Raw genomic sequence first — 19,911 nt, forward strand, 5'->3', positions numbered from 1 at the left:
CAAATTCGCACCAGATCGGGGCGTGCCCGCCGTAGGGCAGCGGAACCGTCCGCGATGCCCGCGAACGCGTATGATCGCGATTCGTCGAGCGTTTTCCATTATTGCCGCCGCGTGCGGCATCTTTGCAGGAGATTCGTGCATGTCGTGCGTACCCGCTGTTGCCGAGTATGCGGCTTTCGCCGCTTCGATGGCCGATGCTGTGAGACCGCTGTCGTTGGGGTGGTTCCGCCGGCGCCTGGCGGTTGACGACAAGGCCGATGAGAGCCCGGTCACGATCGCGGACCGCGAGGTCGAGACGGCGCTGCGCGCGCAGATTGCAGCGCGCTATCCGTCGCACGGCATCTGGGGCGAAGAGTTCGGCAAGCAGGGCGTGGACGCGGAATTCGTCTGGTCGGTCGATCCCATCGACGGCACGCGCAGCTTCATCACGGGACACCCGCTGTGGGGCACGCTGCTTGCCCTGTTGCACCACGGCCAGCCAGTCGTTGGCCTGATCGACATTCCGGCGACCGGCGAGCGCTGGATCGGCGTGAACGACGCCGCCAGCGGCGTGCGCGAGGCCCGCTTCGGCGGAGCGGTGTGCGCCACCAGCCCGGTGACGACGCTGGCCGACGCGACCGTCTATGCGACGTCGCCCGACATCTTCGACGCGGCGGAGTATGCGCAATTCGAGCAGCTGACGAAGGCGGTCAGCCGTCGCCGCTTCGGCGGAGATTGCTACGCCTACGGGCTGCTGGCGAGCGGACACATCGAGCTGGTCATGGAAGCGGGATTGCAAACCTACGACTATCTGGCCGTGGCGCCGGTGGTCGAGGCGGCGGGCGGCGTCATCACCGATTGGGAGGGCCGGCCGCTTACGCTTACCTCGCAGGGGCGCGTGCTGGCCGCCGCGAATGCCGAGCTGCACGCCGCCGCGCTGGCGTGTATTCGCGCGGACTGAGGCCGTCGACGGTAGTCATCGCCCGGTCGTCGTTGTGCCGGCCATCCTCGCTGGTGGGTTACGTGATCGGGCGCGCAAGCCTCTGCCAGATGCGCGGCAGCAACACCCCCAGCACGATGCCGCGCGTCGCGAGAAATGCCATGAGGGCGACCCACAAGCCGTGATTGCCCCAGGCATCGAGCGTGAACGGCATGACCGCGCCAAAGACCAGCAGGCCGATCAACGAGGACGTCAGCAGTTCCCTCGTACGCGTCGCGCCGATGAAGACGCCGTCGAGGTGGAAACACCACACCGCCACGAGCGGCGAGAGCACGGCCCAGGGCAAGAATTCGCGCGCCGTCGTGCGCAGTGCCGGCTGATCGGTCAGGGCATCGATGATCGCGCCACCCGCCACGGCGTAGACGAGGGCAAACGCGACGGCGCAGCCCAGCGCCCAGCCCAGCGACAACCGGATGGCATGCAGCAGCGCGGCTCGCTGACGCGCACCGACATAGGCGCCCACAAGGGCTTCGGCCGCGTGGGCGAAGCCGTCGAGGCCGAACGCCATGAACGTCTGGAAGTTCAGCAGGAGCGCGTTGGCGGCGAGCGTGACGTCGCCAAGTCTCGCCCCCACGCGAGCGAACCAGGCAAAGGCGAGTTGCAGAAACAGCGTGCGCAGGAAGATATCGAGATTGAGCCGCAGCAAGCGCCACAGGGCGCCGCGCTCAACCAGCATGGCCAGTCGCAGCGGCGGCAAGCCGGGCGTACGTGCGAGCCAGAGCAGCCAGGCGCCCAGCGCAAAGCCGAGCACATCGGCCAGCGCGGTTGCCCCTGCAATACCTGCCACCCCCCAGTCGAAGCCGCGCACGAAGATCAACACCGCCACGATGTTCACAAGATTGATGAACACCTGCACGGCAAGCCCTTGCCGCACGCGTTGACACGCCAGCAGGTAGCCGAGCACCACGTAGTTGCCGAGCGCCAGCGGCGCGGCGAGCACGCGGATGCTTGCATATTGTCGTCCTAAGGATTGGACTTGGGCGCTTCCTCCCAGCCACGACACGCCCAGCGAAACCAGCGGTTCGCGAAAGACAAGCAACACGGCGCCAATCGCGAACGCCAGCGTCAGCGCGCGTGCGAGCGTGTCGCGCAGACGCTCGGCGTCGCCGGCACCGAACGCCTGTGCCGCGAGGCCCGTGGTGCCCATGCGCAGGAACGAGAAGCCCCAGAAGAGCAGGTTCAACAGCAGCGCACCGAGGGCGACGCCGCCCAGATAAGCGGCGCCCGGCAGATGACCGGCCACGGCTGTGTCGACGGCCGAGAGCAGGGGCTGAGTGAGATTGGCGAGCACGATAGGCACCGCCAGACGAAGCAGTTGCCGGTGGCCGACGGCCGCAGGGGCAGGGTTCATGAGTGAGCTGGGCGGAGGCCGGTCAGGGCGGCCGCCATCGAATTGGGGAATCGGGTAATCCGCCAATCCGGGAAAGCGGAAAGGCGCGAAACCCGGTATTCGGGAAGCCGCAAGCGGCGGCAGGTTGCGAGTGCGCCGATTATAAGGTTTGGCAGCCGTCCGGGCGATGGGCGTCCGCTGCGGCGATCGGGGGTGTGCCATCCCCGAACGGTACAATGCCCGACGTCTCCGTTCGTCTTGAAAGGCCGCATATGCCGTCTTCGCCGTCCTCGCCCTCGTCCCGGATACCCTCGGCTCGCGCTTCTGTTTCGAGGCTCGCGTCGTTCGTCCGACTGTCGGCCTTGCGGGTTGCCCGCCGTCGTCATGCACTGGCTGCCGCCTTGTGTCTGCTGAGCCTGCCGGTGCTCGCCGACGTGACCCTCCAACGCGGCCCGCCACCGCCGCGCTTCGAGGATCCCCACGCGGCGCCTACGGGACAATTCTGGGTGCCAGGCTACTGGCAGTGGAAAGACGGCCGCTACGACTGGGTCGACGGGCACATGGAACCCAAGCGCCCGGGCATGCGCTACACGCCGCCGCACTGGGAGCAGACAGGCCGTGACGAATGGACGTTGCGCGACGGCGCCTGGGCGTCCACCGGCTGGGGGCCGGGCACGATTCACGAGATTCGTGCGCCCCAATGACACGGCGGCGAAGCGTTTCGGAGCCCGGCTGATGCATCGGCCATCCGAGGTAGGTGTCCGCCGGACATGCCTCGAAGGCGGTGCGGCGGACGTCATCGGCGCTCGCCAATAAAAATGCCCGCGCGAGGCGGGCAAAAATCACTACAGGGGAAGTCACGCGATATGAGTGGCGATCGGGCGAAAGAGTTCCCCGCGTTTTGCGACTGGCAGTGGGACACTCGATCGACGTAAAATGGCGCTTTGTCGCTACATCCCCCTCATGTCGGACGCGGCGCACGACGCCGGTGGACGACATCAGCGCGGGGTGAGATTTTCAGGTGTCGAATGTCGGTAAAGCCGGTCGTGCGGAGTTGCCTCCTGTTGGCCGCGTGCCTGAATGCCGGGATGCCGGTGGGCGCGTACGCACAATCCTTGTTCTCGGATATCAATCCACCCTGTTTTACTGAGCGGAACGCGGTGTCCTACGGGTTGTGGGATCGCGGTCTTGCACCTCAGTATTTCGTGCCGCCACCCCCGGCGCCTGCGCCGCCGGTGGCCACGGATCCTGATGCCGCCTCCGACCCCATTGCCTTGTTTGCGGGGGACGATCCGAACGCGGTCGCCGCCGCCGTCGAGCGCGACGCCGCCAAGCGCGCTGCGCCATCGGTGGCGAGCGACGTGGTCGCTGCCGAGGACGCGGTGGCCGAGGCCCCGCAGCCGGCATCGGACGCGCAAGCGTCGCGCGTCGATCCGTCGCAAGAGGCGCCGGGGGCGGACAGCACGGCAAGCGCGCCGTCGGCACAAGCGCCGGCGCCATCGCCGCCACTACCGGCCGCCGATTTTGCCGTGGCGCCTGAGCTTAGCGCTGACGGTACGGCCATTTCCGCCGTCGACCTGGATGCGGCGGCATCGGCGGCATCGGCCGAGCGCGGCGAGCCGCCGCCGGCCCCGGACATCGCGCCGCCCAATGCGTTCCTTGCGCGCGCCTCGTGTCTGCGCGGACTGCCGCGACATGAGAGTCGAGCGGATCGCAACATTCGCATGTTGATGCGTGGAGGGCTCGTGGTGCGCGACGCGCAGTTGCCGTTCGTCGCGACACTCAGCCGCACGCCCGGCGAGGGGGCCGTGGGCCTCCAGGTGATCAACGAGCGGCCCTACCAGTTCAACGTCGGCATGAACAACAGCGGCATGACCTCCTCGGGCAAGATGCAGGGCACTGCGAATCTGTTGATGAACAATCCGCTGGGCATGTACGGGAAGTTCAATACGACGCTCAGTCAGGATTTGCAGAATGCGCGTCGCGATGCGACGACCCGCGATCTGTCGGCCAATTACTCGGTGCCGATCGATGCCGACTGGACGGTCGGGATCACCGGCAAGGCCAACGCGGCGAAGGACCAGATTGACGCCGGCATTACGCAGACACAGACATTGCAATGGCGCGTGCGCCGCGCGTTCGACTTCACGGCGAATGGCTCGACGGGTCTGGAATTGCGCTACAACAGGAGTCGCACGGAAGACCCGAACGCGCTTCACACCTACGACAGCTATGCCGAGGTGGGGCTGAGCCACACGCACAATTTCGGGGCGTCGAGGCTCGATCTGTCGGTAATGCAGCGTCTGAACGCGCCGTGGATGCCATCGTCGAGCGGCCTGCCGGGCTGGTCGTATCGCTTCCAGTCGGTCGACGCGAAGCTCACCGTACCTTTCTGACGAAATCCATGACGGTATCGAGCGATACCGTTCGCACGAGCGTCGCAGGCATCTCCGCGAAATGCTCAACGTCCCCGAACAGAATGACGGGCTTGCCGTAACGCACGGCGAGCCCGACTTCGTCGCGTGTACCGTGCTGGCCGGGCAGGGCGACGATGACATCGCTAGAAAGCACGTTGATGTGATTGCGCGATAGCGTGCCTGGCGGCGCATCGGGCAGATGGCGCGGCAACGGGCTCACGATGGGCACTTCCACGAACGGATTCGGATAGCCGGGCGCGGGGCGGAACCTGACCGGCTCGTCATCGTTGCCGACGGCCTCGGTCGGCACGATGCCGATGCAGCGGCCCAAGCGCTGCGGTACGGCACAGAACGCTTCGCTCACGCTCGCCATCACGCCCTGTCCCCCGCCGGTGAGCAGGTGGAACCCGGCCATGGCGATCGCCCGGCCGAGCGGCGCGGCAAGTTCGGTCCACGGCTGTTTGCCGGAACCCATGACACCAATGGTTTGGGGACGCACGGATTGGCTCATATCGGATGACGGGGTCGGGAGGAGGGGAAGCAGCGGTGCCGATGATAAACGACTTTGCCCAGCGAGATCGACGGCAGGCAACGTCGAAGACGTGTCGGGCTCGCCAGAAGGCGTTGGCAGATTGTCGGGATGACCGAGCAGCGGGGAGCACACGGGCAAAAAAAACCCGCCGGTTTGGCGGGTGAGGAAGCAGGCCTTCCACGGGGAAGTGAAAGCCCGATCTCGCGAGGTGTTTGCGAGACCCGTGTAGTATCGTGACCCAAACGTCTGCTGGCTATGGGCCAAGTCCTAAAGTGCATGTAAGACGCTTTCCATTTCCGTTTCCCAACCTTTCTGACGTACACGGGGCGATAGATGACCGAACCGACTGACAATACGCCTGCCAGTGCCGCCCACATCGCTGCCATGCAGGCGTTGCGCGCCGCGCTGCTCGCCCAGCACAAGGTGCTGATCGCCAACGATCGTCTGCAATACGAAGCAGTCTTCGGACCGGTGCCCACCGGACGCTTCGTGCAGTTGCTCACCGAAGACGCCTGGTTTCGCTGGCTCGACCCGCTCTCGCGTCTGATCGTCGCCCTCGACGAATGGCTGGAACAGACGCCGCCCCAGGCAGACGCCGGCATTGCCCTGGCCGACGAAGCCGCCAAGCTTTTCCGTCACACCGACGTCGAGTTCGGCGAGCGCTATCGCCTGGCCTTGCAGCAGGCGCCGGACGCGGTGCTCGGGCAGAGTCAGGTGGTGGCGGCGCTGCGCGGCGCGCCGCAGTCGCCGGCCGACGCATCCGGGAAATCCGATGCGCCGGTTGCGAAGGAGCCCGATGCGTCGGCAAACGAAGGCGACGGCGCCTGAGCAGGGAGGGGGAAGACCGTCAAGCCGAAAATTTGTTCCGCGGCTGATCGTTTTTTGAGCATGGCTCTTGACAGCCTTTGTTCGTGAGGCGTTCGAGAAGGTCAGGGCAGGTTATCCAGTGGGTTATCCACACAGGGTGTGGACAACTTTTGCCGGCGCGGCGCCGGCGGCAGGTGGCTTGCGCGCCGTCGACCGAGACCCGCGCGCACCGGTTACGCCGTGGCAACCGAGCGACGAGGTGCGGGCGACGTGAATCGATGACGTGGGGAGCAGCGATCGCGAAGCGGCCTGGCCCTGTAGGAATCCTTCACGTTGGCCCTATCTCGATGGGATCGCCGCTGCGACAATGGCGCTTTGCGTGCCGTCCGACGCGGGCGGCATCGGTCGTCCCCCGGGGCATCCGCCCGCTGCGATTCACTCCCATGACAACCACGCCCATTGTGCTGTTGGTGCTGCTCTCCGCACTGATGCACGCCACCTGGAACGCCTTTCTCCACGCCAGTCCCGATCGCGTCTGGCAGGTCGGCATGATGGCGGTGCCGCAAGGACTCGCCGCCGTGGCCGGCATCGTGTGGTTGCCGCTGCCGCCGGTACAGGTCTGGCCGCTTGTTCTGCTCTCCGCCGGCGCGCAGGTCGCGTACACGGCGGCGCTCATCCGGGCCTATCGCGTCGGTGAGTTCGGGCAGATCTATCCCATCGCACGCGGTATTTCTCCGTTGCTGATTTCGGGGGCCGCGTTGCTGCTGGCGGGCGAGTGGCCGACAGCGATGGCGGCGTGGGGGATCGTGGGTATCTGCGCCGGCATTCTGACGTTGGCGTTGCGTGGGCGCCGCTTCTCGGGCGACAGCGTGCCTGCGGCGTTGCTCACGGGGGTGTTCATTGCGGCGTACACGATTGTCGACGGCTTCGGCGTGCGATTGTCGAACGGCAACGGCTTCGGTTACCTCGCATGGGCCTACCTTTTCGCGAGCGTGCCGGTGATCGGTGCCGTGGCGAAGTGGCGGGGCGGATGGCGCGGCATGTTCCTTGCACCGCGCCGCCGCGTGGCCGAAGCGCTGGGGGCGGGCATCGTCGCGCAATGCGCCTATGCCATGGTGGTCTTCGCGCTGCAATACCTGCCGATGGGTGTCGTGTCGGCGCTGCGCGAGTCCAGCGCCATCATCGCGGTGCTGCTGGGCTGGTTGTTCCTGCGCGAAAAGCTCAATGCCCGCCGTCTCGTGGCGTGCGGCCTCGTGGTCGGCGGGGCGGTACTCATCAAACTGAGCGCTTAAGTGCGCACCCGAGCGCTGACCTGAGCGGCACCTGCGCAGCAACTACGTGGCGACATCAGCGAGGGTACCCGTCGTCGCATCCGTCACCCCATCAGCGTCCCCAGCGGCCACACGTCGTACCTGCGTGGGTTGTGCTCAGCCGCGTGGCCAGAGTTCGGCGCGATGCGCCGTGATCGCCGCCACGACGATCTCGCGCATCCCATGTCCGTCGGTGGATTCGAGGTGTTCGAGAATCGTCATGCGCATGCGCGGCGCCCAGAAGCGTCGCAGGTGGCCTGCAATGTTGTCGAGCGCCTCACTGCGGTCGGGCATCGTCTCGAAGAAATCCCCGATCTGATTGGCCATCTTGACCAGATTGTCGGTGTCCATGATCTGTTGTGTCCCCTGAATTCGTTCTCTGTGCGTTGGCCGCCGTCATTCACGTGGCCAATCGCGCGTCCGCCGCACCGTCTGATGGCAATCGACGGTGAGGCTCGCCGCAGCCGCCGGCGATGGACGCGGATTGTCCGTCGCAGCGCGCCGCCTCGAAGGTCTCCCCGATGATGCGGCGCGCGATGCTTCCCCTTTTCCTGCCCCGACTTAGTTCGCGTTGGCCTCGGTCGCACCACGCGCGTGTTCGAGGAAGGCCTCTTGCTGACGATTGAAGTCAGAGTACTGACGCTGCCATTCCGACGGTTGCGCCACCGGTGTGACCTGCACCGCTGTCACCTTGTACTCGGGGCAATTTGTCGCCCAGTCCGAGTTGTCGGTGGTGATCACGTTCGCGCCCGACTCCGGGAAGTGGAACGTTGTGTACACCACGCCGGGCTGCATGCGGTCGCTCACGACGGCACGCAGCACGGTCTCGCCCGCGCGGCTCTGAATGCCGACCCAATCGCCGTCCTTCACGCCGCGTTCTTCTGCATCGTGCGGATGGATTTCGAGCCGGTCCTCGTCATGCCAGTGAACGTTGTCCGTACGGCGCGTTTGCGCACCGACGTTGTACTGCGACAGAATCCGCCCGGTGGTCAGGATGAGCGGGAAACGGCGCGTGACCTTTTCATCCGTCGGCACGTACTGCGTGATGAGGAACTTGCCTTTGCCGCGCACGAATTCGTCGATGTGCATGACGGGCGTGCCGTCCGGTGCCGCTTCGTTACATGGCCACTGCACGCTGCCCATCTGGTCGAGCTTTTCGTAGCTCACGCCGGTGAAGGTCGGCGTGAGGCGGGCGATCTCGTCCATGATTTCCGACGGGTGCGCGTAGTGCATCTCGTAGCCCAGTCGCTTGGCCAGTTCGATCGTGACCTCCCAATCGGCGTAACCGGCGCGCGGCGGCATCACCTGACGCACGCGCGAGATACGACGCTCGGCGTTGGTGAACGTGCCGTCCTTCTCCAGGAACGACGAGCCCGGCAGCAGCACGTGCGCATACTTCGCCGTTTCGTTCAGGAAGATGTCCTGTACGACGATGCACTCCATCTGTTCGAGCGCATGGGTCACGTGTTGCGTGTTCGGGTCGGACTGCACGATGTCCTCGCCCTGGCAGTACAGGCCCATGAAGGTGCCCGCAATCGCCGCGTCGAACATGTTCGGAATACGCAGGCCCGGCTCGGACTGGATCTCGACGCCCCATTCCGCTTCGAACAGCGCGCGGGCGGTCGAATCCGACACGTGACGGTAGCCCGGCAGTTCGTGCGGGAACGCACCCATGTCGCACGAGCCCTGCACGTTGTTCTGGCCACGCAGCGGGTTCACGCCCACGCCTTCACGGCCGATGTTGCCGGTGGCCATGGCGAGGTTGGCGATACCGATCACCGTCGTGGAACCTTGTGCATGCTCGGTCACACCCAGGCCGTAATAGATCGCCGCGTTGCCGCCCTTGGCATACAGACGCGCGGCGCCGCGCACGAGGTGCGCCGGCACGCCGGTGTGCACTTCGGTCGCTTCGGGCGAGTTTTCGGCACGGGCAGTGAACTCGCGCCACTGCTGGAACGCGCGGTCCTCGCAGCGCTCGGCAATGAACGCGTCGGCCATCAGGCCTTCGGTCACGATGACGTGCGCGAGCGCGTTGATCATTGCCACGTTCGTGCCGGGACGCAGTTGCAGATGGTAGTCGGCCTTGATGTGCGGGCTGTTGACCAGATCGATGCGGCGCGGATCGATCACGATCAGCTTGGCGCCTGCGCGCAAACGCTTCTTCATGCGCGAGCCAAACACCGGGTGACCGTCGGTCGGGTTCGCGCCCATCACGAGAATCACGTCCGAGTGTTCGACCGACTTGAACGTCTGCGTGCCGGCCGACTCGCCGAGTGTTGCCTTCAGGCCGTAGCCGGTCGGCGAGTGGCACACGCGTGCGCAGGTGTCGACGTTGTTGTTGCCGAACGCGGCGCGCACGAGCTTTTGCACCAGGTAGTCTTCTTCGTTCGTGCAGCGTGACGACACCAGCCCGCCGATCGAATCGCGCCCGTACTTGGCCTGAATGCGCTTGAACTCCGACGCCGCATAGTCAAGCGCCTCGTCCCACGACACGTCCTGCCACGGATCGGTGATCTTCTTGCGAATCTTGGGCGTAAGGATACGGTCCTTGTGCGTGGCGTAACCCCAGGCAAAGCGGCCCTTCACGCAGGCGTGGCCTTCGTTGGCCTGACCGTCCTTGTGCGGCACCATGCGCACGACTTCGTTACCCTTCATCTCCGCCTTGAACGAGCAACCCACGCCGCAATAGGCGCAGGTGGTGATCTTGGCGTGCTCGGCCTGGCCGAGATGGATGACCGACTTTTCCTGCAGCGTCGCGGTCGGGCAAGCGGCCACACAGGCGCCGCACGACACGCACTCGGAGTCCATGAACGACTGGTCTTGTCCGGCCGAGACACGCGCTTCGAAGCCGCGCCCCGAGATCGTCAGCGCGAATGTGCCCTGCGTTTCCTCGCAGGCGCGCACGCAGCGGTTGCAGACGATGCACTTCGAGGCGTCGTAGGTGAAGTAGGGGTTCGACTCGTCTTTCTGGCTGTCGAAGTGATTTTCGCCGTCGAAGCCGTAACGCACTTCGCGCAGGCCCGTCACGCCGGCCATGTCCTGCAGTTCGCAGTCGCCATTGGCGGCGCAGGTCAGGCAGTCGAGCGGGTGATCGGAGATGTACAACTCCATCACGCCCTTGCGCAGTTCCTGGAGCTTCGGTGATTGCGTGCGCACCTTCATGCCCGGTTCGACGGGCGTGGTGCACGACGCGGGGTAGCCGCGTCGGCCTTCGATCTCGACGAGGCAAAGGCGGCACGAGCCGAACGGCTCGAGCGAGTCGGTGGCGCACAACTTGGGCACGTTCACGCCGCCTTCGGAGGCGGCGCGCATGATCGACGTGCCCGCAGGCACGGTGACCTGTTCGCCGTCGATCTCCAGCGTGACTTCCTGCGTCGATTCGCGGCGCGGGGTGCCGTAATCCTTCTCAAACATCGGGTCCATCATGGTGGGCGATCTCCTAGGCGGCCTGGGTCGGCAGATTCGACGGTTCGGCCGCGCCGAAGTCTTCGGGGAAATGGTTCAGTGCAGACAGCACGGGGTAGGGCGTCATGCCGCCCATCGCGCACAGCGAGCCGGAGAGCATGGTGTCGCACAGGTCGCGCAGCAGCTTGATCTGCTTGGGACGGTCGCGTCCGTCGATGATCTTGTCCATCACTTCGACGCCGCGCGTCGAACCGATGCGGCACGGCGTGCACTTGCCGCACGACTCGATGGTGCAGAACTCCATCGCATAGCGCGCGAGCTTGGCCAGGTCGACGGTGTCGTCATGCGCCACGATGCCGCCGTGGCCGAGCACCGCCCAGAGTGCGGCGAACGCTTCGTAGTCGAGTGGGGTGTCCCATTGCGATTCGGGCAGATAGGAGCCGAGCGGGCCGCCGACCTGTACCGCGCGCAGCGGGCGGCCGGTGATGGCGCCACCGCCGAACTCGTACAGGATGTCGCGCAGCGTCACGCCGAAGGCCTTCTCGATCAGGCCGCCGTACTTGATGTTGCCCGCGAGCTGGATGGGCAGCGTGCCGCGCGAGCGACCCATGCCGAAGTCCTTGTAGAACGCCGCGCCGCGATCCATGATGATCGGCACCGACGCCAGCGAAATCACGTTGTTGATGACTGTCGGCAGGCCGAAAAGCCCTTCGATGGCCGGCAGCGGCGGCTTGGCACGCACCACGCCGCGCTTGCCTTCAAGACTTTCCAGCAATGCGGTTTCTTCGCCGCACACGTAAGCCCCGGCCGCCTTGCGCACCTCGAGATGGAAGGTCTTGCCCGAGCCCAGAATGTCATCGCCCAGGTAGCCCGCCTTGCCGGCGTTGACGATGGCTTCGTTGAGCACATCGATGGAATGCGGATACTCGCTGCGCACGTAGATATAGCCACGCGTGGCACCCACGGCGATGCCGGCAATCGTCATGCCCTCGACGAGCACGAGCGGATCGCCTTCCATCAGCATGCGGTCGGCGAACGTGCCCGAATCGCCTTCGTCCGCATTGCAGACGATGTATTTCTGGGCGGCGGGCGTGTTGAGTACCGTCTTCCACTTGATGCCGGTCGGGAACGCCGCACCGCCGCGACCGCGCAGGCCCGATTCGGTGACTTGCGCGACGATGGCCGCGCCGTCCAACGCGAGCGCATTGCGCAGACCGCGATAGCCGTCATGTGCAACGTAGTCGTCGACCGATACGGGATCGGTGATGCCCACGCGCGCAAACGTCAACCGTTCCTGCTTCTTGAAATACGGAATCTCTTCGGTCAGTCCGAGGGCGAGCGGATGATCGCCGCCGGCCGTGACGTTGGCATCGAACAGACCCGGGACGTCGTCGACGTCGACCGGACCATAGGCGACGCGCCCCGCCGGGGTCACGACTTCGAGCAACGGTTCAAGCCACAGCATGCCGCGCGTACCGTTGCGTACCAATTCGATGTCGAGACCGCGCTGGGCGGCCTGCGCCATGATGGCGTCGGCGACGTCGTCGGCACCGAGCGCGAGCGCGGCGGAGTCACGCGGCAGATAAAGCCGTACCTTGCCGGAGGACGACTGGGCGGAAGTGGAGGATTGGCTCATGCGGCATCCTTGGCGCGGGCGACCAGACGGTCGAATTTCTCGGGGGTGACGCGCGCGTGAAGCTTGTCGTCGATCGTGATCGCGGGCGACGTCGCGCATTGGCCCAGGCAATACACCGGTTCGAGCGCAACGTCGCCGTGATGGCTGTGCATCGTGCAGCCCAGCACGCGTTCGGCATGCGCGACAAGCGCGTCGGCGCCCATGCTCTGACACGCCTCGGCGCGACAGATCTGCACGATGTGGCGCGGCGGCGGGCTGGTGCGGAAGTGATGGTAGAACGTGATCACGCCATGGACTTCGGCGCGAGACAGGTTGAGGGCGTTGGCGATGACGGGCACGGCGTCCGGGGGGACGTAGCCGAAAGCGTCCTGAACGTCATGAAGGATCGGCAGAAGCGGACCTTCCTGAGCCGAATGAGCGTCCAGAATCGCGTGCACCGTGGCGATGGAAAAAGCCTCGCGCATGGCTGTTGTCTCCTGTTTGGCACCCTGCGGGGAACGGGGCGCCTGAGGGTGTGAGTTATCTGTTCTTGTCTTGCCCTGGGGCGAGAGGCCCAATGGTCACATCCGGCGACGCTGCTCGGGTCTAGCGATCAGCGCGGCGCCGGACGAGCGTGCGGCACATAGCCCCCACCATATGCCGCACGAGCTCGGCCTCTCGCCCGTGGCTTACTTCGTCAACCTGCATCAACAAATCGGTGCTGCGGTACATCCGTATGTGAAACACGATATATGATATATGGTATACGTGCAATAGATTCGGCGCGGGTTTGACAGGCTCGTTTACCCGAACTGGGGGGGGCGGCAGAAGGGATGACAGCGTGACGCGGGACGTGGGCGGGAACGCGAAAGGGCGGGGGCAAAAGAAAAAAGCCAGCGACATACCGATGTCACTGGCTTTTGTTCGGCTTGCGTCCGTTGCCGGGCGCGATGCAGCGGTAGTAGCGCGTTATTCGAGGAAGTCGCAATGCTCTTCGACGAAGGCGGCCAGACCCAGGGTATGGTCGCGCGCGAGCTTCTCGGCGAGTTCCGTGTCGCGCTTCTCGAGGGCGGTAATGATCTTCAGGTGATCGACAATCGAGCGGGCGGCTCGGTCGTTCTGAGCGATCGTCACCTTACGGATGGCGCGCACGTGGATGAACAGGTTCTTGATCGTATTGGCGATGGCTTGCGAGCCGCCAAGATTGATCAGCGCCTGATGGAAGTCGATGTTCGCGTCTGAATACTCTTCGATATGATCCGTCGGCGGCGCGTTGACGAACTCGTCGAACAGATGACGGAGCCTGACGATGTCCTCGTCGGTTGCGTGCAATGTCGCCAGACGCGCGGACATCCCTTCGAGCGCTGCCCACATCTGAATCATCTCGACGATTTCGCGCTTGGTCTTGCGGATGATGAAGATGCCCCGGCGCGGCACCGTCCGCAGAAAACCTTCCTGTTCCAGCAAGGTCATGGCTTCGCGAATCGGTGTGCGCGAAACGCCAAGCACCTGGATGAGCTGACGCTCGTCCAGGCGAATTTCTTCCTTCTGGTTATAAATGTCGGCATCGGCGATGGCTTTTTTCAGCAGCGCATACGCCTGATTGCGAAAACTCGTGGTGGTGTCGATCGGCTCCAGCGCGAGCGGAGTCACGCGCGCCGGAGTTGGGGTGATCAGGGACATGCAATAGTCTCCTAGGTATTACGGCCCCTTCAGAGGCGCAATGCTTGCTGCCCCACGATGGTTGCCGGCTTTGTGACGAGTTTACCCGATTCATTTGCCTGCGTGGTTTCCGCCAGGTAGGCGAAGCGGCCGTTCTTTTCGGCCTTTTCGAGCATCGAGGCCGGCAGGGCGACGAAGAGGTGAACCATCGCAACACCGGTGGCAAGGGCGGAAGCAAGGGCAAGCAAAGTCAGCGCAGCGACGAACATGGTGATACTCCTGATAAAAGTTGACGAATGAAATGTGGGGGAGAACTTGCTTTGCATTGTATGTCGCGCTGCAACAAGTCTCAAGATATACCACATACCAAATACCAATATTTATCGTTTTTCGGGACGTTGCCTGTGTCGTTGCGATGCTTGACTGCCCGGATTTGTCTTTTTTTCCGATTTTGTTCTGTGGGTCGAGGGTGGCGGTGAACCTCCTGGGTGGTCCGTCAGGCTTGCATTGGTGCGGATTTCGGGACGCCCCTGGCGCGCGTGGTTTCAGGGAGAACCCGAAGTGCTCTGAACGTGGTGCAAAGGCGAATTATTGCGTTGCCGCGAAACCACATCGGCAATGGCGTGGTTCGGCGCGGCGGGTCGCGGGTTGTCGGTGAAAAATCGTCCGCGGCCGGCGATTCGGTGGCGGCCCACTCGAACGACGGCAGGGCGGGGTGATGAACCCATTCCTGCCCTCGCTTGCGTACGCCGCCTTTCTATATATAGAGGGGCTCATTCTCGCGGGACAGTCCTGTCAGTCCCGCGAGGGGTGTTTCATGAAAACAACGTTCGGCTCAGGCCGCTTTGGCCAGACGCGCTTGTGCGGCTTCGACGGCATCGGGCTGCGTCATGAACTCACGCTGTTTGATCAGCGCCAACACCACGTCGAGCGTCGGTGTCGGCACGTTGGCGAGGCGTCCCATCTCTTGCACCACCGAGACGAGCGGATCGATTTCCATCGCGCGGCCACGCTCCAGATCCTGGAGCATCGACGTCTTGTGGGCGCCAACGGCACCCGCACCGTTGATGCGACGCTCCACGTCGACGCGGAAATGCACGCCGAACTTGTCGCCGATCGCCTTGGCCTCGAGCATCATGGCGCGCGCAATGGCGCGCGTGCCCGGATCGCTCGCGATGATATCGAGCGTGCCGTGCGTGAGTGCCGAAATCGGGTTGAAGCAGAGGTTGCCCCAGAGCTTGAGCCAGATTTCGTCGCGGATATTCTCGCGAATCGGCGCGTCGAGTCCACCGGCGGTCATCAACTGCGAGAGCTTCTCCACACGCTCGGTACGCTCGCCGCTGGCTTCGCCCAACGGGAACTTGTTCCCGTAGACGTGCTGGATCACGCCGGGGGCCACCACTTCAGTAGCCGGATAGACCACGCAGCCGATGGCGCGCTCGGGGCCGAGCTGACGCCACTGACGGCCGCCCGGGTCGATGCTCTCGAGCGTCGTGCCTTCAAGCGCGCCGCCGTGCTTATAGAAGTACCAGTAGGGGATGCCGTTCACGGCCGTGACGACCGCCGTATTCGGACCGATCAGGGGCTGCATCGCGTCCAGTACCGCGGGGACCGAATGCGCCTTCAGCGCGATGATCACGTAATCCTGCGGACCGAGTTCACGCGGATCGTCCGTGCAACGCAGCTGGGCGACGCGTTCCTCGCCATCGATCAGCAGCTTGAGTCCGTGCTCGCGCATGGCGGCCAGATGCGGGCCACGGGCCACTAGACTGACATCGGCTCCGGCGTGTGCGAGTTGCACGCCGAGATAGCCACCGATGGCACCGGCGCCATAGATGCAAATCTTCATGAAGTCTCTCCCTCCAAAGGTGAATCGAAATCTGGGCCTGGTACTGGCCATTTATTCTTCTAATACCAAATGTTGTATATCGTATATCACAAGATCCGGGGCGCCAAGCCTTCTGGGGGCAATTCCCGTCATGGTTTCCCCGCAGACGCACCCAAAACCGGCGTCCGGATGTGTGAGCGCATCCGGCATGAGAAGCGGGCCTGGAAAACGCGTTGTGCATTCCTTAGGTGAATTATTACGGTGTATTACAAGAGATTCGCGAGAATGCCGAAAGAGGGCTTCTTGTGAGAAAAACTATCGAAAATATCGTCTTGTGCTGGTTTTAAAAATTGCCAAGGAGGCCGATATAAAAAGGCGGAGTGCCTTATTGGGCAAGCCTCTCTGATCAGGTTAACTCCTTAGTATTTTCGCATTGCGTTGTTGCGTCGCTCGGGCCTACAGTGGCGTTACTGTATCTAGCCGCCACTTAGAACAGTGCCTCGTGGGCCGGAATGGTTTTCGCTGCAATGGACGAAAACGACTGCGGTACACGAAGCGGACGACGAGGATCGCAATAAATTAGTGTTGACTTATATCTGATATATCGTATATTTCGTTCGGTATATTTACGGGAAATGCAATGGACCCCGTAAGCATCAGAGACAAGTCGACGAGGCGAAGACCTCGTAAAGCATACCCAGGGGGCACAGACCCCATCCGGAAGGTGTTGTTGTTGTGAAGCTGCCAAACAACTGGAAACCGATGGAGGAGGTACAAGTGGAGACGACTAATCAACACGGTAAGCAATCCGTGTTCGCGAGCCCTTGGGTTCAGCTCGTGTTCGGCGTGATTTGCATGGCGATGATCGCCAACTTGCAGTACGGGTGGACGCTGTTCGTCAACCCGATCGATGAGAAGTATCACTGGGGCCGTACGGCCATTCAGGTGGCGTTCACGATTTTTGTTGTGACCGAAACCTGGTTGGTGCCGATCGAAGGGTATCTGGTCGACAAGTTCGGCCCGCGCCCGGTGGTGGTCGGGGGCGGACTGTTGTGCGGTGTCGCCTGGGTGTTGAATGCCCATGCCTCTTCGCTGCCGATGCTGTATTTCGCGGCGGCTGTGGGCGGGGTGGGCGCCGGTGCGGTATATGGCACCTGCGTGGGTAATGCGTTGAAGTGGTTCCCGGATCGCCGCGGCTTGGCTGCGGGCTTGACCGCCGCGGGTTTCGGCGCGGGTTCTGCACTGACGGTGGTGCCGATTGCCAACATGATCAAGTCGAGCGGCTACGAAAACACCTTCCTGACCTTCGGTCTGGGCCAGGGGATCATCGTGCTGCTGCTGGGTCTGGCGCTCTGCAACCCGCCGGCATCGATCGAGGCACTCAAGAAGTTGGCCCCGGGTGCCATGCGCTACAACGCCAAGCCGACGGAAGTGATGCGCTCGCCGGTGTTCTGGATGATGTATCTGATGTTCGTGCTGATGGCCGCCGGCGGTTTGATGGCGACGGCACAGCTCGGTCCGATCGCCAAGGACTACGGTCTCGATCAGGCGCCGGTGTCGATCCTCGGTCTGACGCTGCCCGCACTCACCTTCGCACTGGCTATCGACCGTGTGCTCAATGGGGTGACGCGTCCGGTGTTCGGCTGGATATCCGACAAGATCGGTCGCGAAAACACGATGTTCATCGCCTTCGCGATGGAAGCCGTCGGGATTTATGCCTTGGCCAAGTTCGGCCAGCATCCGGTGGCCTTCGTGATTCTGACGGGACTGGTGTTCTTCGCGTGGGGGGAGATCTACAGCCTGTTCCCGGCGACCTGTGCCGACACGTATGGCTCGAAGTACGCCGCCACCAACGCGGGGATGCTCTACACCGCGAAGGGGACCGCCGCGTTGCTGGTGCCCTTCTCGAGCATCATCACCACGTCGACCGGCAGTTGGCAGGCCGTGTTCATGATCGCTTGCGCCATGAACGCCTTCGCTGCCTTCCTCGCCTTGTTCGTCCTCAAGCCGATGCGTGCCCGTCTGGCACAGCGTTACGCCAGTGACTACAAGGCGCAAGCCAGCGAGCCGGTCGTGCAGGCGGATCTATCGCGCAGTACCACGTAACGTGAACTGACGATATGAAGACGCCGCCAGAGCGGCTGGATTGAAGAGATGTTTGACCGGCGTGCAATCCGTGCCCTTGTGGGGCCGGTTGCACGGCCGGGTGAGCAAGTAGCGCAGCAGTTTGGGAATACCCATTAATCGTCAGACAAGACGACGCAACACTGAAACCGGAAAAATTGGAGGAGAGAATTATGTCCATTGCGATGACCGTGCCAGTCGGCAAAGCGGAAAACGACACCGCGGGCAACACGCTCAATGACACCAGCCGACACGCGAACATCGTGTCCGAGGCAGCAACGACTGATGGCTTCCATCTGATCATTGACGCCCTGAAAGCGAACGACATCGACACCATCTTCGGTCTGGTGGGGATTCCCATCACCGATCTGGCTCGACTCGCGCAAGCCGAAGGCATGCGTTTCATCGGCTTCCGCCACGAACAGCATGCCGGGCATGCCGCAGCCATCGCCGGCTACATGACGCAAAAGCCGGGCATCTGCCTGACCGTGTCGGCCCCCGGCTTCCTGAATGGCCTGACCGCCCTCGCCAACGCGACCACCAACTGCTTCCCGATGATCCTGATCAGCGGTTCGAGCGAGCGTGAGATCGTCGACCTGCAGCAGGGCGATTACGAAGAGATGGACCAGCTCAATGCGGCCAAGCCGTATTGCAAGGCGGCCTACCGCGTGCTGCACGCCGAAGACATCGGCGTCGGCCTGGCCCGCGCCATTCGCGCCGCCGTGTCGGGCCGCCCGGGCGGCGTCTACCTGGATTTGCCGGCCAAGCTGCTGGCCCAGACCATCGACGCACAGAAGGCGAAAGACTCCCTGATTCGCGTGATCGACGCCGCACCGCGTCAGATCCCGGCACCGGATGCCGTCCAGCGCGCGCTCGACGTCATCAAGGGCGCCAAGCGTCCGCTGATCTTGCTCGGCAAGGGCGCTTCGTACGCACAAGCCGACGCCGACATTCGCGCCCTCATCGAGAAGACCGGCATTCCCTACCTGCCGATGTCGATGGCCAAGGGGCTGCTGCCCGACACGCATGAGCAATCGGCCGCGGCCGCACGTTCGTTCGTGCTGCAGGAGGCCGACGTTGTCGTGCTGATCGGCGCTCGCCTGAACTGGCTGCTCGCGCACGGCAAGGGCAAGACGTGGGGCGCCGCCCCGAAGAAGTTCGTGCAGATCGACATCTCGCCGACGGAAATCGACAGCAACGTGGCCATCGCGGCCCCGGTGATCGGTGACATCGGCTCGTGCGTGTCGGCACTGCTCGCCGGTGTGGATGCCAACTTCGGCAAGCCGTCGACCGAATGGACCGGCGCCATCGCCGAGCGCAGGAGCAAGAACCTGGCGAAGATGGCGGCAACGCTGGCGCAGAATCCGTCGCCGATGAACTTCCACAGCGCGCTGGGCGCGATTCGCGATGTGCTCAAGCAGCATCCGGACATCAACCTCGTCAACGAAGGTGCGAACACGCTCGACTACGCGCGCGCCATCATCGACCAGTACCAGCCGCGCAAGCGCTTCGACTCGGGTACGTGGGGCGTGATGGGCATCGGCATGGGCTTCGCCATCGGCGCGGCCGTCACCAGCGGTCAGCCGGTCGTGGCCATCGAAGGCGACAGCGCATTCGGCTTCAGCGGCATGGAACTCGAAACCATCTGCCGTTACGAGCTGCCGGTCACCACCATCATCTTCAACAACAACGGTGTGTATCGCGGCACCGACGTCAATCCGACGGGCGGCAAGGACGTGGCACCGACGGTGTTCGTCAAGGGCGCGCGCTACGACAAGATGATCGAAGCGTTCGGTGGCATCGGCTACCACGTCACCACGCCGGAAGAACTGACGAAGGCGCTGCAGGCGTCCATCGCAGCAGGCAAACCGGCGCTGATTAACGCCGTCATCGACGAAGCGG

The 19,911-nt window shown here is 63.8% G+C and carries 16 protein-coding genes; 7 read left to right on the forward strand and 9 right to left on the reverse strand.

Annotated features, from left to right (window positions below):
* The first annotated feature begins 139 nt into the window (after nucleotides 1-139).
* Nucleotides 140-940: a histidinol-phosphatase gene (hisN, locus tag BGP02_RS13180; protein ID WP_026131901.1), complete on the forward strand. Its 801-nt coding sequence runs from the start codon at nucleotides 140-142 to the stop codon at nucleotides 938-940.
* Nucleotides 941-998: 58 nt separating this feature from the next.
* On the opposite strand, the gene BGP02_RS13185 is transcribed toward hisN, so the two are convergent.
* Complete coding sequence (locus BGP02_RS13185) at nucleotides 999-2,330, reverse strand: MATE family efflux transporter (protein WP_268567523.1); 1,332 nt, start codon at nucleotides 2,328-2,330, stop codon at nucleotides 999-1,001.
* Nucleotides 2,331-2,671: 341 nt separating this feature from the next.
* Between BGP02_RS13185 and BGP02_RS13190 the strand changes: the two genes are divergently transcribed.
* Both BGP02_RS13190 and BGP02_RS13195 read left to right on the forward strand, forming a co-directional pair.
* The gene (locus tag BGP02_RS13190; protein WP_286798687.1) at nucleotides 2,672-3,013 is read left to right on the forward strand and encodes a hypothetical protein; all 342 of its coding nucleotides are present in this window, start codon (nucleotides 2,672-2,674) and stop codon (nucleotides 3,011-3,013) included.
* A 501-nt stretch (nucleotides 3,014-3,514) separates the two neighbouring features.
* Entirely contained in the window at nucleotides 3,515-4,705 is a 1,191-nt protein-coding gene (locus tag BGP02_RS13195; RefSeq protein WP_261938866.1) for a ShlB/FhaC/HecB family hemolysin secretion/activation protein, read from the forward strand.
* Here BGP02_RS13195 and BGP02_RS13200 read toward each other — a convergent pair.
* A complete protein-coding gene (locus BGP02_RS13200) occupies nucleotides 4,689-5,201 on the reverse strand; it encodes an SLOG cluster 4 domain-containing protein (protein ID WP_017231708.1) in 513 nt (170 codons plus the stop codon). The two genes, BGP02_RS13195 and BGP02_RS13200, sit on opposite strands and share 17 nt — an antisense overlap.
* Before the next feature lie 390 nt (nucleotides 5,202-5,591).
* Here BGP02_RS13200 and BGP02_RS13205 point away from each other — a divergent pair, with 390 nt between their 5' ends.
* Nucleotides 5,592-6,086, forward strand: a complete 495-nt coding sequence (locus tag BGP02_RS13205; RefSeq protein WP_017231707.1) for a hypothetical protein — start codon at nucleotides 5,592-5,594, stop codon at nucleotides 6,084-6,086.
* Between the two features lie 422 nt (nucleotides 6,087-6,508).
* Nucleotides 6,509-7,357 (forward strand): EamA family transporter, encoded by an 849-nt coding sequence (locus tag BGP02_RS13210; RefSeq protein ID WP_268567525.1) that lies wholly within the window; start codon nucleotides 6,509-6,511, stop codon nucleotides 7,355-7,357.
* 135 nt (nucleotides 7,358-7,492) lie between these two features.
* On the opposite strand, the gene BGP02_RS13215 is transcribed toward BGP02_RS13210, so the two are convergent.
* The 7 genes from BGP02_RS13215 to BGP02_RS13245 form a co-directional block, all read right to left on the reverse strand.
* Complete coding sequence (locus BGP02_RS13215; RefSeq protein WP_130025382.1) at nucleotides 7,493-7,726, reverse strand: formate dehydrogenase subunit delta; 234 nt, start codon at nucleotides 7,724-7,726, stop codon at nucleotides 7,493-7,495.
* A 210-nt stretch (nucleotides 7,727-7,936) separates the two neighbouring features.
* Nucleotides 7,937-10,801, reverse strand: coding sequence for a formate dehydrogenase subunit alpha (gene fdhF, locus BGP02_RS13220; RefSeq protein ID WP_286798688.1), 2,865 nt, complete (start codon nucleotides 10,799-10,801; stop codon nucleotides 7,937-7,939).
* A 13-nt stretch (nucleotides 10,802-10,814) separates the two neighbouring features.
* Nucleotides 10,815-12,416: a formate dehydrogenase beta subunit gene (locus BGP02_RS13225; protein ID WP_261938864.1), complete on the reverse strand. Its 1,602-nt coding sequence runs from the start codon at nucleotides 12,414-12,416 to the stop codon at nucleotides 10,815-10,817.
* Nucleotides 12,413-12,880: a formate dehydrogenase subunit gamma gene (locus BGP02_RS13230; protein WP_261938863.1), complete on the reverse strand. Its 468-nt coding sequence runs from the start codon at nucleotides 12,878-12,880 to the stop codon at nucleotides 12,413-12,415. Before BGP02_RS13230 ends, BGP02_RS13225 begins: the two co-directional genes overlap by 4 nt.
* 484 nt (nucleotides 12,881-13,364) lie before the next feature.
* Nucleotides 13,365-14,078, reverse strand: a complete 714-nt coding sequence (locus BGP02_RS13235; RefSeq protein WP_017231700.1) for a GntR family transcriptional regulator — start codon at nucleotides 14,076-14,078, stop codon at nucleotides 13,365-13,367.
* A 29-nt stretch (nucleotides 14,079-14,107) separates the two neighbouring features.
* A complete protein-coding gene (locus BGP02_RS13240; RefSeq protein ID WP_017231699.1) occupies nucleotides 14,108-14,326 on the reverse strand; it encodes a hypothetical protein in 219 nt (72 codons plus the stop codon).
* Nucleotides 14,327-14,892: 566 nt separating this feature from the next.
* Nucleotides 14,893-15,906 carry a 2-dehydropantoate 2-reductase gene (locus BGP02_RS13245; RefSeq protein ID WP_017231698.1) on the reverse strand — a complete coding sequence of 338 codons (1,014 nt, stop codon included), beginning with the start codon at nucleotides 15,904-15,906 and terminating at the stop codon, nucleotides 14,893-14,895.
* A 741-nt stretch (nucleotides 15,907-16,647) separates the two neighbouring features.
* Here BGP02_RS13245 and oxlT point away from each other — a divergent pair.
* Both oxlT and oxc read left to right on the forward strand, forming a co-directional pair.
* Nucleotides 16,648-17,991, forward strand: coding sequence for an oxalate/formate MFS antiporter (gene oxlT / locus BGP02_RS13250; protein ID WP_017231697.1), 1,344 nt, complete (start codon nucleotides 16,648-16,650; stop codon nucleotides 17,989-17,991).
* A gap of 191 nt (nucleotides 17,992-18,182) precedes the next feature.
* On the forward strand, nucleotides 18,183-19,911 hold a 1,729-nt coding region (gene oxc / locus BGP02_RS13255; protein ID WP_286798689.1), incomplete at its 3' end, for an oxalyl-CoA decarboxylase.

The organism is Pandoraea sp. 64-18 (assembly GCF_001899225.1).
Classification (GTDB): domain Bacteria; phylum Pseudomonadota; class Gammaproteobacteria; order Burkholderiales; family Burkholderiaceae; genus Pandoraea; species Pandoraea cepalis.